This is a genomic window from Streptomyces incanus, assembly GCF_042656345.1.
GTDB lineage: Bacteria > Actinomycetota > Actinomycetes > Streptomycetales > Streptomycetaceae > Streptomyces > Streptomyces incanus.
The window spans coordinates 122,137-135,254 of the sequence record NZ_JBHSPC010000167.1 but is presented as its reverse complement, the minus strand read 5'-3'; the positions used below and the strand labels follow the sequence as shown (position 1 = coordinate 135,254).

Below are 13,118 nucleotides of genomic sequence, written 5' to 3'. Positions count from 1 at the left end.
CACAGGAGCAGCAGCCATGCGTATCGTGATCACCGAATTCATCAGCCTCGACGGTGTCGTGCAGGCCCCCGGTGGTCCCCAGGAGGACACCGACGGCGGTTTCGCCCACGGCGGCTGGTCGCACGCGTACTTCGACCCGGAGGTCCTCGGCGGCGCCTTCGACGCGGCGCTGGGCCGGGCCGAGGCGCTGCTGTACGGGCGCCGCACCTGGCAGACCATGGCCCAGGCGTGGCCCCAGCAGGCCGGGGACCCCTTCGCCGACCGGATCAACGGCCTGCCGAAGTACGTCGTCTCCGGCACCCTCGGCGAGTCCGACCTGACCTGGAACAACAGCCGGCTCATTCCCGCCGGGGAGGCCGTCGCCCGTATCCGGGAGCTGCGCGCGGCCGAGGGCGGCGACCTCGCGATGATGGGCAGCCCCACGCTCGCCCGCACCCTGCTGGGCGAGGACCTGGTGGACGAGCTCCAGCTTCTCGTCATGCCGGTGATCCTGGGGGGCGGCAAGTCGATCTTCCCCACGGACGGCGCGAAGCGCCCGTTCGAGCTGGTCTCGTCGACCGCCGCGAAGTCGGGCGCCCAGGTGTGCGTCTACCGTCGCGCCGCGGAGGCACCCGCCGAAGCATCCCCGGGGACGCCCGCCGAGGCCTGACGGCCCCCCCGCGAGGGCGCTGCCCGCCGGGACGGCCGGCGCCCTCGTCCTCGGCCCCGCCCACCCGTCCCGAACCCGTGCGCGACACCGGAGCGACGAGGGGGATTCAGCGCCACGGGTGCCGGGTAGGGTCCGTGCTCATGAAGCTGGCGTTCTCCACCCTCGGTGTCCCCGGCCTTCCGATGGCCGACGTACTGCGCCTCGCGACCGCGCACGGCTATCACGGCGTCGAACTGCGCGCCCACCCCGAGGAACCGGTTCACACCGGTCTCGCCCCCGCCGAACGGACCGATGTCGCCGCCGAGTTCAAGGCGGCCGGTATCGAGATCCTGGCCGTCGCGGGTTACCCCAAGGTCGCCGCGCCGGGCGAGGACGAGGCCGTCATCGCCGAGATCCGCGCCCTTCTCACTCTCGCCCGCGACCTCGGCGCCCCCTACATCAGGGTCTTCCCGGGCGGTTCCCCCGACCAGACTCCCGAGGAGGCCGACGCGACGGCCGCCCGGCGGCTGGGCACGGCCGCCGAGCACGCGGCCGACGCCGGCGTCCGTATCCTGCTGGAGACCCACGACTCCCACCGCACCGGCGCCGACGCGATGCGGATCCTCGGCCTCGTGGGACACCGCCAGGTGGGCGTCCTCTGGGACGTGATGCACACCTGGCTGGGCGGCGAGCAGCCCGCGGAGAGCTACGCGGCCCTCTCCCCCCACCTCGGCTACGTCCAGGTCAAGGACATCGCCTCCGCCGAGGACACCACCCCGCTCTCCCTCGGCGAGGGCATCCTCCCGCTGGCCGACTGCGTGGAGATCCTCTCCCGCCACGGCTGGGACGGCTGGCTCTGCTGGGAGTACGAGAAGCGCTGGTACGAGAAGGCCGCCCCACTCCCCGACCTCCTCTCCCCGGGCCGCGCCCACCTCTCCCGCCTCCTCAACGACTCGGCGTGACCGGCTCCCGCCCGCCGGCCGGTCCGGTGCCCCGGTCGGCGTGACCCCCGCGTCGGCGGGCCCGTTCGCCCCGCAGACGGCCCGCCGCTCCCGGCCGCCTGGCCGCCGGGCCCTCTCTCCCGGCCCGCCCGTCGATCCCGCCCCTCAACGACCCGGCTCTCGACGACCCGGCACAACCGGCTCCCGCCCGCCGGCCGGTCCGAGGCCCCGCCCCGCCGGCGCGGCCCCCGGTGCGCCGAACCTGTGCGTATCGTCGCCGGCCCCGTCCGTCTCTCCGCCGGCCCCATCGGCCCCGGCCCCGGCCTCCTTCTCCCGGCCGGCCCGCCGACCCCGCCCGCCGAACGACGCGAGGGCCACCCCGCCCACCAGCAGCGCCGCCGCACACCACCGCAGCGGGGACACCGGCTCGCCCAGGAAGAGGGCGGCCGACGACATCCCGAAGACCGGCACCAACAGGGAGAACGGCGCCACCGTCGACGCGGGGTGACGGCGCAGCAGCCACCCCCAGGCCCCGAAGCCGAACACGGTGGCGCCCCAGGCGACGTACAGCAGCGCTCCCGCCCCTCCCATGTCCAGCGCGCCCAGCGCCTCCAGGTCCCGTGCCGGTCCCTCCAGGAGCAGCGAGAGCGCCAGCAGCGGCAGGACCGGCACCGTGCTCACCCACACCATGAAGTTCAGGGCGTCGGCGGGCGCGGCCCTGCGGGTCAGCACGTTCGACACGCCCCAGCAGGCGGCCGCGGCGACGACCAGGGCGAACGCTCCCAAGGGACCCGAGGCGCCCTCGTCGACGGCGGCGACGCCGATCCCTGCCAGGGCCACCGCCATGCCCACCAGCCGGACGCGCGCGGGCCGTTCGCCGAGGAGCAGGAACGCGAACAGGGCCGTGAACACGGCCTGGACCTGAAGCACCAGGGAGGACAGTCCGGCCGGCATGCCCGCGTCCATGCCGACGAACAGCAGCCCGAACTTGGCCACCCCGAGCGCGAGGCCCACCCCCACGATCCACTTCCACGCCACCTTCGGGCGCCCCACCAGGAACACCGCGGGAATCGCCGCCGCGAGGAAGCGCAGCGCGGAGAACAGCAGCGGCGGGAAATGGCCGAGGCCGATCTCGATGACGACGAAGTTCACGCCCCAGACGGCGGCGACGAGAACGGCGAGCAGGACGTGGGAAGGGCGCATACACCGAGGATCACCGCCACGACCCTTCAGCACCAGCGATGATTCCTGCATGGTGGGATGAAGCACCGCTTACCGATCGGGGAGCCGTCATGCTCGACCTCCAGCGCCTGCGCGCCCTGCACGCCGTGTCCGTGCACGGCACCGTCGGGGCCGCCGCCGCGGCACTCGGCTACACCTCCTCCGCCGTCTCCCAGCAGATCGCCAAGCTGGAGCGGGAGACCAGGACCGTGCTGCTGGAACGGGAGGGCCGGGGCGTGCGCCTGACCGACGCGGCGTACCACCTCGTCGCCACCGCGCAGGAGTTGCTGGCGATCGTGGAGCGGGCCGAGACCGAACTGGAGGAGCGACGCGGGGTACCGTCCGGGCGGCTGACCATCGCCGCCTTCGCGTCGGCGGCACGCGGACTGATGCCGCCCGTACTGGCCGACCTGGCGCGGCGGCATCCCGCGCTCGACACCCGGCTGACCGAGATCGACCCGCACCTGTCCGTGGGTCTGGTCGCCAAGGGCGCGGTCGATCTCGTCGTCGCGCACGACTGGGACATCGCGCCGCTGCCCGCCCCGACGGGCGTGGAGCAGGCGGCCGTCGGGGACGACCTGTGCGATCTGCTGGTGCCGCGCGGGCACCCGTTCGCGGAGCGCGGCACGGCGGTACGGCGCGAGGAGCTGGGCGGCGAACGGTGGATCTGCCAGCCGCCGGGGCGGGTCTGCCACGAGTGGCTGGTGCGCACCCTGCGCACCGCCGGGCACGAGCCGGACATCGTGCACCAGGCGGACGAGAACCCGACCCTGGTCGCCCTGGTCGCGGCCGGACTCGGCATCGCCCTGATCCCGCGGCTCGGCCGGGGTCCGCTGCCCGACGGGGTGGTGGAGGTCCCGCTCGACCCGATGCCCGTACGGCATCTGTACGCGCTGTGGCGGGACGGTGCGGCCCGCCGTCCGGCGATCGCGGAGACGGTGCGCACCCTGCGCGCCCACTGGCCCGCCGTCTCGGCACACCGGCCCCACGCACCGCAGTCACCCGGGCCGTCCCAGTCGGCCCAATAGCCCCTGGCACCCCAGTCCTCCCAAACACCCCAGACATCTCATTCACCCCAGTAGCCCGGGCCGTCCCGGGTCCGGGCGTCCGCACCAATCCGAGATTTCCGCCCGCACCGGGGAACCCCGGACCGAGCCCTCCCGTCCAATGCGCGGACTGCCGGAGGAGTCTCCGCGGTGCGGTGTCGGCCACTCGCCACTGGCTGCGATCGCCGACCCACCCTCTCCGCCGTGCCGCGGCCGGCAGCACCGCCGCCATCGGCGCGCCCCTCCCAAAGCGCCGATGGCGGCCCCGCCCCTCTCCCCCGCCGACCGCGTCCCTCGCACACACCCTTGACTGGCAGAAACTTCCCGGATATTGGTGACCCCTTGGAAGTTTCCTTCAGCGGATCCCCCACGGATCACCTCCCAAAGGAGCGCACGTGCCCGACAGCAGCACGGGAAGCACAGGAAACCCAGAGAGCGCGGAGACGGCGGAGAACGCGGTGGATCCGGTGAACGCGGGGAGCGCCGCGCGGCCGTCCAGACGTACGGTCCTCGCCGCGACGACGGCGGTCACCACCGTCCTCGCCGCCGGAGCCACCACCGGTGCCGCCGCCGGAGCCACCGCGCACGCTGCCGGCGTCCCCGGCAGCCCCTCGGCTCCCGCCTCCCCGGACGACCGGAAACTCCGCGCCCTCGTCTCCCGGATGAGCCTGGAGGAGAAGGTCGGCCAGCTGTTCGTGATGCGGGTCTACGGCCACTCCGCCACCGAACCCGACCAGGCGGACATCGACGCCAACCTCCAGGAGATCGGCGTGCGCACGGCCGCCGAGCTGCTGGAGAAGTACCGGGTCGGCGGCATCATCTACTTCACCTGGGCGCACAACACCCGCGACCCGCACCAGATCGCGAGCCTCTCCAACGGCATCCAGAAGGCGTCCCTCGGCCTGCCGCGCGGGCTGCCGGTGCTCATCTCCACCGACCAGGAGCACGGCATCGTCGCCCGTGTCGGCGAGCCGGCGACCCTGTTCCCCGGCGCGATGGCCGTCGGCGCGGGCGGTTCCCGCTCCGACGCGCGCGACCTCGGCAGGATCGCCGGGCGCGAGCTGCGCGCCCTGGGCATCCGTCAGGACTACGCCCCGGTGGCCGACGTGAACGTCAACCCGGCCAACCCGGTCATCGGCGTACGGTCCTTCGGGTCCGAACCGGAGGCGGTGGCGCGGCTGGTGGCCGCCGAGGTCGCCGGGTTCCAGCGGTCGGGGGTCGCGGCGACCGCCAAGCACTTCCCCGGGCACGGCGACACCGCCGTCGACAGCCACACCGGCTTCCCGGTGATCACCCACAGCCGGGAGCAGTGGGAGCGGCTGGACGCGCCCCCGTTCCGGGCGGCGATCGCCGCGGGCATCGACTCGATCATGACGGCCCATCTGATGGTCCCGGCACTCGACGACTCCGACGATCCGGCCACCCTCTCGCGCCCGATCCTCACCGGCATCCTCCGCGAGGAGCTGGGCTACGACGGGGTCGTGGTCACCGACTCCCTCGGCATGGAGGGCGTGCGGACGAAGTACGGCGACGACCGGGTGCCGGTGCTGGCCCTGAAGGCGGGCGTGGACCAGCTGCTCAACCCGCCCTCCCTGGACGTGGCGTGGAACGCCGTCCTGAAGGCCGTCCGGGACGGCGAGCTGACCGAGGCACGGCTCGACGAATCGATCCTGCGCGTGCTGCGCCTGAAAGCGAGACTGGGCCTGTTCAAGGACCCGTACGCCTCCCCGGACGGCGTGGACCGCAGGGTCGGTACGCGCGCGCACCGGGCGGCGGCCGACCGGATCGCCGAACGGACCACCACCCTGCTGGTCAACGAGGACCGCGTGCTGCCCCTGTCCCGGCGCCGCCGGCCGAAGCTGCTGGTCGTGGGTGCCGACCCGGCCTCCCCGTCCGGCACGACGGGACCGCCGACCGAGGTGCTGGCGGGCGCGCTGAACGAGCTGGGCTTCACCGCCACCGCCCTGTCCACCGGGACGGCACCGTCGGCGGCGACGATCGACCGGGCCGTGGCCGCCGCGCGGGAGGCGGACACCGTGGTCGTCGGGACGTACAACGTGACGGCGTCCTCCAGCCAGCGGACCCTGGTCGAACGGCTCCTGGCGACCGGCAGGCCGGTGGTCGCGGTGGCGATCCGCAACCCGTACGACGTGGCCCACCTGCCCGCCGTACCGGCGTACCTGGCGACCTACTCCTGGACCGATGTCGAACTGCGGGCGGCGGCCCGGGTGATCGCGGGCCGGGTGGAGCCGCGCGGGACGCTGCCGGTGCCGGTGCAGCGGGCGGACGACCCGGCGGCGGTGCTGTACCCGGTCGGGCACGGGCTGAGGTACTGACCACGGCATCCGGGTTTCCCGTACCCGGGTAGCCGTTGGACGTAGCTCTCGTACGCCACACACCCGACACACCCCACCAACATGCGCAAAACATGCCGTATATCCAGCGTGACCCGCTGCGGCGGGTCACGCTGGACGAGGGTGTTCGGGGGATGGTGACGCACGTGAGAAGTTCCCTGGGAGCGGTGTGCGCGCTCGCCGTGCTGGCCGCGGCCCTGTCGACCGGCTGCCAGAGCACACCCGGCGGCGCCGAGAAGAACGACCGCCCGGGCGAGCGGCGGACGGCGTCCGTGCCATCGGATCCGGAGCCGGAGCCGACCTCGGGCTACGGAGCGGTGTTCCTCGCGATCGACGAGTGCAGTTCGTTCGGCCGGACCAGTTTCACCGAGGTGCCGTGCACCGGCGAACGGGCGGCGGCCCGGGTCGTCGCCCGTCACGACGGAACCGTCCGGGACGGGCCGCGCTGCCCCGCCACCACGGACTTCGTCCTGCACATCAGCGAGCAGCACCCCGCGTCCGACGAGGACGGCGACGGGGCCGTGCCGCGTGGCTACGCCTGCATGCGCAACCTCCAGCCCCCGCACCCGGGCGATCCCGGCGGCGGGGGCGGACCTCGCACCATCGTCGGCGACTGCGTGCGCGGGCTGGACGACGGTCAGGTCCGCGAGACGGCCTGTGACGGCGAGGGGGAGCAGCGGCCGGAGTACAGGGTGACCGAGGCCGTGGACGCCAGGTCCCAGTGCCCGGCGTCCACGACCCTCTATGTCCGGCTCGGCGGCAGCTCACCGGTGGGTTGCGCCAGTCCGGTGTGAGCGGCGGCGGCTCCCGTCATACGTTCGCCACCGCTGCTCCCACCGCTCTCCCACCGCTTTCCCACCGTTGTTCCTACCGGTGCAGCGCCGGCTCCCGCTGGATGTCCCGCACGTCCAGCTTGCGGTCGAACTTCGCCAGCGGCTTCGCCTCGGCCGGGTTCTCCTTGACCGCGCTCGGCGCGACGCCCGCCCAATCGAGGATGCGGGCCGTGGCGAGCGCCTTCTCCTTGTCGACCAGACCGGCCACGTTGGCACCGTGGTTCATGCCGGGGGCGGTCAGCACGTACGAGTCGCGCGCGCCCTTGCCGAGTCGGAAGGGCTCGGCACCCCACGGGTCGTTCTCGCCGTAGACGAACAGCATCTGCCGGGCGTTGCCGCGCACCCAGGTGTCGACGTCGCGCATGGCCTGGGGTTCGAACGCCATCGGGATCGAGCGGGGCACGAAGTTGCGCGGCGGCTGGTAACCGTAGCGTATGTACTTCTTCTCGATGTGCGGGAAGCGGATCGTCGGCGCACCGAGCTGCGTGCCGGCCTGGTAGTAGTACGGCGTGTACGGGCTGAGGCCCTGGTCCGTGTAGAACGAGAAGCCGGAGATCGTGTCGATCGAGGTCCAGATCTCGTCGTCGGTGGCGTTCTTGGCGTCGCCCGGGATCTGCTCGCAGTCCCGCACCGTGCTGTACTGCCAGAAGCCCCACACGTAGTCGAGGACGACGGCCTCGTACGCCCGGTCCACGCCGCCGATGGTGTCGAAGGTGTAGCCGTTTTCGGCGGCGTACGCCTCGTACTTCTTCTCCAGCGGCGCCCGGCGGACCAGCGCCTCGCGCTGCACCGCGTTCAGCCGGTCGCGGCACTCCTTGGTGCCGACCTTCGCGAAGAAGCGGTCGTAGGCGGAGTCCTCCTTGTTCACCACGTCGTTGGGGGCGACGTAGGCGACGACGCCGTCCATGTCACGTGGGTAGAAGCGCTCGTAGTACGTGGCGGTCATGCCGCCCTTGGAGCCGCCGGTGGAGATCCAGTTCTTCGAGTAGATCCCCTTCAGCGCCTCGTGGATACGGTGCTGGTCGCTCGCGGCCTGCCAGATGTCCAGTGCGGACCAGTCGGCCGGGTCCGGGCGGGACGGGGTGAAGAAGCGGTACTCCATGGAGACCTGGTTGCCGTCCACGATCTGGGTCGGCTCGCTGCGGCGGGGCGTCGTCGAGACGTTGTAGCCGCCGGTGAAGAAGACGGTCGGCCGCGTGACGTCCTTGTGCAGCACGGTGATCCGCTGCTGGAAGGTGCCCTTGGAGGGCCTGCGGTGATCGACCGGCTGGGTGTAGTTGAGGACGAAGAAGCGGTACCCGGTGTAGGGCTTCTCCTCGACCAGGCTCATGCCCGGGAGGGAGAGCAGTCTCTCCTTGATGTCGGTGCCGACGGTGCCGACGGTGCCGGCGGTGACGTCGGTGACGTCGGTCTCGGCGGCGGTGGCGGCGGTGGCCGCGCTCGCCGCGCTCACCGTGCCGATCAGCATCGTGAGCGTCAGCAGCCATCTGAGCGCCTTGCGCATGCACACTCCCCTGTCAAACAGATGTGGCCGGGAAACTAGCCGACCAACTCGCCCCAGCACTAGGGGACATGGGGATACCCCTCGGTACAGAGAGGGGCAAAGGCCTTACACGGGAAGGAAATTTCGACTCGGTCCCGGGCACGCGCTCAGCACAGGATCCAGCCGGAGCTGACCGACCCGCCGGCCACCCTGCCCTTCACCCACACGCAGCGGCGCCCGGCGTGCACGGTCACGGGGCCGGCGTGGTGCTTGTAGTGGCCCTCGTCGACCACCGGCCGGCCGCCGCGTGCCCGGATGCTCACCGACATCTTCCGCTTGGTGCCGGGCTTCTTGGCGAGGGTGACGGCGCAGCGGTAGCCACCGCGCTTGTAGACGACGACCGAGCCGGTGGAGAACGGCAGGGTGCGCATCTTGCGTCCGGGGCAGTGCGCCGCGGCCTGTGCGTCGCCCGGCGCGGCGACCACCAGCAGCCCCGCCGCGGTCAGCACCGCCAGACCGAGCGCGAGTCGCCGGTGTATCGCTCCACTTCCCACTGCCGTCCCTCCCCGTACCGAACCGTGCCGCATCGAAGCCCGCACCACCCCTGCCGCACCTGCCGCGACCGGCGGCGTACGGGTGTACGGACGCACGGCGTACGCCGGATGGTTGCCCACCCGCCTTCCCCCCCACACACGCCCCGCGCCCGCCCCGCCCCGCGCCCGTACCCCGACCCGGCGGTCACGCGCCGGCGGTCACGCGCCGGCGTCACGCCCTCGGGCTCACCGCCCCGCGCCGACCGGCTCCTCCGGTTCGGCCTCTCCGACGAAGGTCCGCCACAACGCGGCGTACCGCCCGTCACGGGCCAGCAGTTCGTCGTGCGTGCCGTCCTCGGCGACCCGGCCGTGGTCCATGACGACGACCCGGTCGGCGCGGGCGGCGGTGGTCAGCCGGTGCGCGACCACCAGTGTCGTACGCCGTCCCGCCAGCCGGTCGGTCGCCTGGTTGACCTGGGCCTCGGTGGCCAGGTCGAGCGCGGCCGTGGCCTCGTCGAGCAGCAGGATGTCGGGGTCGACGAGTTCGGCGCGGGCCAGCGCGATCAGCTGGCGCTGTCCGGCGGAGAGGTTCCGGCCGCGCTCGGCGACCTCGTGCAGGTAGCCGCCCTCCAGCGTGGCGATCATCTCGTGTGCCCCGACCGCGCGGGCCGCCGCCTCGACCTCGGCGTCGGTGGCGTCCGGGCGGCCGTAGGCGATGGCGTCGCGGACCGTGCCGGGGAAGAGGTAGGCCTCCTGCGGGACCACGCCGAGCCGGTGCCGGTAGGCGGTGATGTCGAGGTCCCTGAGGTCGGTGCCGTCGACGGTGACCCTGCCCCCGGTCGGGTCGTAGAACCGGGCCACCAGCTTGACCAGGGTGGACTTCCCGGCACCGGTCTCGCCGACGAACGCGACGGTCTGCCCGGCGGGGATGCGCAGGTCGATGCCGCCGAGCGCCTCCTCCTCGTCCCCGTAGGCGAAACGCACGTCCTCGAAGGCGACCTGGCCGCGCAGGGAGGGCACGCCGAGGGGTTCGGGGACCTCCTCGGTGGATGCCGGTTCCCGCAGCAGTTCCTGGATACGGCCCAGGGAGACGGACGCCTGCTGATAGCCGTCGAAGACCTGGGAGAGCTGCTGCACCGGGGCGAAGAAGAGGTCGATGTAGAGCAGGTACGCGACCAGCGCGCCCGCCGTCAACGTCCCGTTGTCGACCCTGATCCCGCCCACGACGAGGACCGCCGCCGCTGCCGACGACGCCAGGAACTGCACGAACGGGAAGTACACCGAGATCAGCCACTGGCCCCGGACACGGGCGGCCCGGTAGCTGTCGCTGTGCTCGGCGAACCGCCGGTTGCCCAGCAGCTCGCGCCCGAAGGCCTGCACGATCCGCAGCCCGGACACCGACTCCTGGAGGTCGGCGTTGACCACCGACACCCGCTCCCGGGCCAGTTCGTACGCCTTCACGCTGGCCCGGCGGAAGAAGTACGTGGCGAGGATCAGCGGGGGCAGTGTGGTGAAGACGATCAGGGCGAGCTGTACGTCGATCACCAGCAGGGCGACCATGATGCCGAAGAAGGTGACCACCGAGACGAACGCGGTGACCAGGCCCGTCTGCAGGAACGTCGACAGCGCGTCCACGTCGGTGGTCATCCGGGTCATGATCCGGCCGGTCAGCTCGCGCTCGTAGTAGTCGAGGCCGAGCCGCTGGAGCTGGGCGAAGATCTTCAGCCGCAGCGAGTACAGCACGCGTTCGCCGGTGCGTCCGGTCATCCGGATCTCGCCGGTCTGCGCCGCCCACTGGACGACCACCGCGAGCAGCGCGAGGAGGGCCGCCGCCCAGACGGCGCCGAGGACGGCCCGGGTGACACCGGCGTCGATGCCGTGCCGGATCAGCACCGGCAGCAGCAGGCCCGCGCCCGCGTCCACGGCGACGAGCGCGAGGCTGAGGAGAAGGGGCCGGCGGAAGCCGCGCAGGAGGCGGCGCAGCCCGTAGGACTCCTCCGGCTGCACGGCCCGGCGCTCGTCGACGTCGGGGACGTCGCCCGCCGGGGGCAGCGCCGCGACCTGGGCGAGCAGTTCGGGGGTGGCCGGACTGTCGGCCAGGGCGGTGTCCTTGGGCTCGCGGTCGCCGGTCCACAGGCGGGGGGTGACCCCGCGTTCGGCGTCGAACTCGGCGTCCAGCTCCGCACGGACCGTGGTGTCGGCGGTGTCGTCCTCGTGGGGGGCGGCGGGCGGGGTGTGGCCCGGGGAGACGCCGCCCAGCTCGTCGGGGTCGGTGAGCAGCCGGCGGTAGAGGGCGGAGCGCTGCTGGAGCTCCTCGTGGGTGCCGAGGTCGGCGAGCCGGCCGCCGTCGAGGACGGCGATGCGGTCGGCGAGGTTGAGGGTGGAGCGGCGGTGGGCGATCAGCAGCGTGGTGCGCCCGCGCATGACCTCGGCCAGTGCCTCGTGGATCTCGTGCTCGACGCGGGCGTCCACGGCGGAGGTGGCGTCGTCGAGCACCAGCAGGCGCGGGTCGGTGAGGAGGGCGCGGGCGAGCGCGACGCGCTGGCGCTGGCCGCCGGAGAGGGTCATTCCGTGCTCGCCGACGGTGGTGTCGTAGCCGTCGGGCAGCTCGGTGATGAACCGGTCGGCCTGGGCCGCGCGGGCGGCGGCCACGATCTGTTCCTCGGTCGCGTCCGGGCGGCCGTACGCGATGTTGGCGCGCACCGTGTCGGAGAAGAGGAAGGAGTCCTCCGGGACCAGCCCGATCGCGGCCCGCAGCGACTCGGTGGTCAGCTCGCGCACGTCGTGCCCGCCGACGAGGACGGCGCCGCCGGTGACGTCGTAGAAGCGGGGCAGGAGCAGCGAGACGGTGGACTTGCCGGAGCCGGAGGCGCCGACGACGGCGAGGGTCTCGCCGGCCCCGATCTCGAAGGAGAGGCCGTTCAGGACGGGGCGCCGGGGGTCGTAGCCGAAGGATGCGTCGTCGAACTCGACGGTCGCGGGGGCGTCGGCGGGAAGCTCCTTGGTTCCGTCGGTCAGGGACGGCTCGGTGTCGATCAGCTCCAGGACGCGCTCGGTGCTTGCCCGTGCCTGCTGGCCGACGGTCAGCACGACGGCGAGCATCCTGACCGGGCCGACGAGCTGGGCGAGGTAGGTGGAGAACGCGACGAACGTGCCCAGCGTGATGTGGCCCTGCACGGCGAGCCAGCCGCCGAGCGCGAGCATCGCCACCTGGCCGAGGGCGGGGACGGCCTGGAGGGCGGGGGTGTACCGGGAGTTCAGCCGGATGGTGCGCAGCCGCCCGGCGAACAGCCGCCGGCCGACCTCGCGCAGCTTCCCCGTCTCCTGCTCCTCCTGCCCGAAGCCCTTCACCACGCGCACCCCGCTGACGGCACCGTCGACCACGCCGGCGACGGCGGCCGCCTGGGCCTGCGCGTACCAGGTGGACGGGTGCAGCCGGGTGCGGCTGCGCCTGGCGATCCACCACAGGGCGGGGGCGACGGCGAGGGCGACGGCCGTGAGCGGCAGCGACAGCGACGCCATGATCACGAGGGAGAGCAGGAACAGCAGGATGTTGCCGATGGTCATCGGCAACATGAAGAGCAGGCCCTGGATCAACTGGAGGTCGCTGGTGGCCCGCCCGACGACCTGCCCGGTGGACAGCTCGTCCTGACGGCGGCCGTCGAGCCGGGTGATCGTCCCGTACATCTCCGTCCGCAGGTCGTACTGGACGTGCAGGGCGAGCCGGCCGCCGTAGTAGCGGCGGACGTAGGTGAGGGCGTAGACGACGGCCGCGGCACCGATCAGAGCACCCGCCCAGGGGGCCATGGCGCGGCTGTGATCGCCGATCACGTCGTCGATGATCACCTTGGTGACCAGCGGGACCAGCGCCATCACGGCCATGCCGCCGAGGGAGGAGCCCAGGGCCAGGACGACGTCCTTGGGATGCCGCCACGCGTACGCGGCCAGTCGTCGCGCCCATCCCTGTTGCGGTGTCACGCGGGTGCCCTCCGGTCGTCCTGATGTCGTCCTGATCCGGTCCTGATCTACCGGAAGACACCAACGCACACCGAAGCGGATTTCATCCCTCCGCAACGTTC

Annotated in this window: 9 protein-coding genes; 5 read left to right on the top strand and 4 right to left on the bottom strand. The window is 72.7% G+C overall.

Annotated features, from left to right (window positions below; genetic code table 11):
* Positions 1-16 precede the first annotated feature (16 nt).
* Together ACFP2V_RS38350 and ACFP2V_RS38345 are read left to right on the top strand one after the other, a co-directional pair.
* Positions 17-649, top strand: a complete 633-nt coding sequence (locus ACFP2V_RS38350) for a dihydrofolate reductase family protein (RefSeq protein ID WP_381221284.1) — start codon at positions 17-19, stop codon at positions 647-649.
* 140 nt (positions 650-789) lie between these two features.
* Positions 790-1,590 carry a sugar phosphate isomerase/epimerase family protein gene (locus ACFP2V_RS38345; RefSeq protein WP_381221281.1) on the top strand — a complete coding sequence of 267 codons (801 nt, stop codon included), beginning with the start codon at positions 790-792 and terminating at the stop codon, positions 1,588-1,590.
* 144 nt (positions 1,591-1,734) lie between these two features.
* On the opposite strand, the gene ACFP2V_RS38340 is transcribed toward ACFP2V_RS38345, so the two are convergent.
* A complete protein-coding gene (locus ACFP2V_RS38340) occupies positions 1,735-2,772 on the bottom strand; it encodes an EamA family transporter (RefSeq protein WP_381221278.1) in 1,038 nt (345 codons plus the stop codon).
* An 89-nt stretch (positions 2,773-2,861) separates the two neighbouring features.
* On the opposite strand from ACFP2V_RS38340, the gene ACFP2V_RS38335 reads away from it, so the two are divergent.
* The 3 genes from ACFP2V_RS38335 to ACFP2V_RS38325 all read left to right on the top strand — a co-directional run bounded on the left by ACFP2V_RS38335 (position 2,862) and on the right by ACFP2V_RS38325 (position 6,984).
* Positions 2,862-3,818, top strand: a complete 957-nt coding sequence (locus ACFP2V_RS38335; protein ID WP_381221275.1) for a LysR family transcriptional regulator — start codon at positions 2,862-2,864, stop codon at positions 3,816-3,818.
* Between the two features lie 413 nt (positions 3,819-4,231).
* The gene (locus ACFP2V_RS38330) at positions 4,232-6,172 is read left to right on the top strand and encodes a glycoside hydrolase family 3 protein (protein WP_381221272.1); all 1,941 of its coding nucleotides are present in this window, start codon (positions 4,232-4,234) and stop codon (positions 6,170-6,172) included.
* 152 nt (positions 6,173-6,324) lie between these two features.
* On the top strand, positions 6,325-6,984 hold the full coding sequence (locus ACFP2V_RS38325; protein WP_381221373.1) for a hypothetical protein: 660 nt from the start codon (positions 6,325-6,327) through the stop codon (positions 6,982-6,984).
* Between the two features lie 73 nt (positions 6,985-7,057).
* Here ACFP2V_RS38325 and ACFP2V_RS38320 read toward each other — a convergent pair whose 3' ends face one another.
* From ACFP2V_RS38320 to ACFP2V_RS38310, 3 genes are all read right to left on the bottom strand, one after another.
* The gene (locus ACFP2V_RS38320; protein WP_381221268.1) at positions 7,058-8,527 is read right to left on the bottom strand and encodes a S28 family serine protease; all 1,470 of its coding nucleotides are present in this window, start codon (positions 8,525-8,527) and stop codon (positions 7,058-7,060) included.
* 146 nt (positions 8,528-8,673) lie between these two features.
* Positions 8,674-9,060 (bottom strand): hypothetical protein, encoded by a 387-nt coding sequence (locus ACFP2V_RS38315; RefSeq protein WP_381221265.1) that lies wholly within the window; start codon positions 9,058-9,060, stop codon positions 8,674-8,676.
* 225 nt (positions 9,061-9,285) lie between these two features.
* Complete coding sequence (locus ACFP2V_RS38310; RefSeq protein WP_381221262.1) at positions 9,286-13,017, bottom strand: ABC transporter ATP-binding protein; 3,732 nt, start codon at positions 13,015-13,017, stop codon at positions 9,286-9,288.
* Positions 13,018-13,118 lie beyond the last annotated feature (101 nt).

Excerpts from the sequence above, each read along its gene's own strand:
- ACFP2V_RS38350 (WP_381221284.1), top strand. The coding sequence starts at position 17 with ATGCGTATCGTGATCACCGAATTCATCAGCCTCGACGGTGTCGTGCAG.
- ACFP2V_RS38325 (WP_381221373.1), top strand. The coding sequence starts at position 6,325 with ATGGTGACGCACGTGAGAAGTTCCCTGGGAGCGGTGTGCGCGCTCGCC.
- ACFP2V_RS38320 (WP_381221268.1), bottom strand. The coding sequence starts at position 8,527 with ATGCGCAAGGCGCTCAGATGGCTGCTGACGCTCACGATGCTGATCGGC.
- ACFP2V_RS38345 (WP_381221281.1), top strand. The coding sequence starts at position 790 with ATGAAGCTGGCGTTCTCCACCCTCGGTGTCCCCGGCCTTCCGATGGCC.
- ACFP2V_RS38335 (WP_381221275.1), top strand. The coding sequence starts at position 2,862 with ATGCTCGACCTCCAGCGCCTGCGCGCCCTGCACGCCGTGTCCGTGCAC.
- ACFP2V_RS38340 (WP_381221278.1), bottom strand. The coding sequence starts at position 2,772 with ATGCGCCCTTCCCACGTCCTGCTCGCCGTTCTCGTCGCCGCCGTCTGG.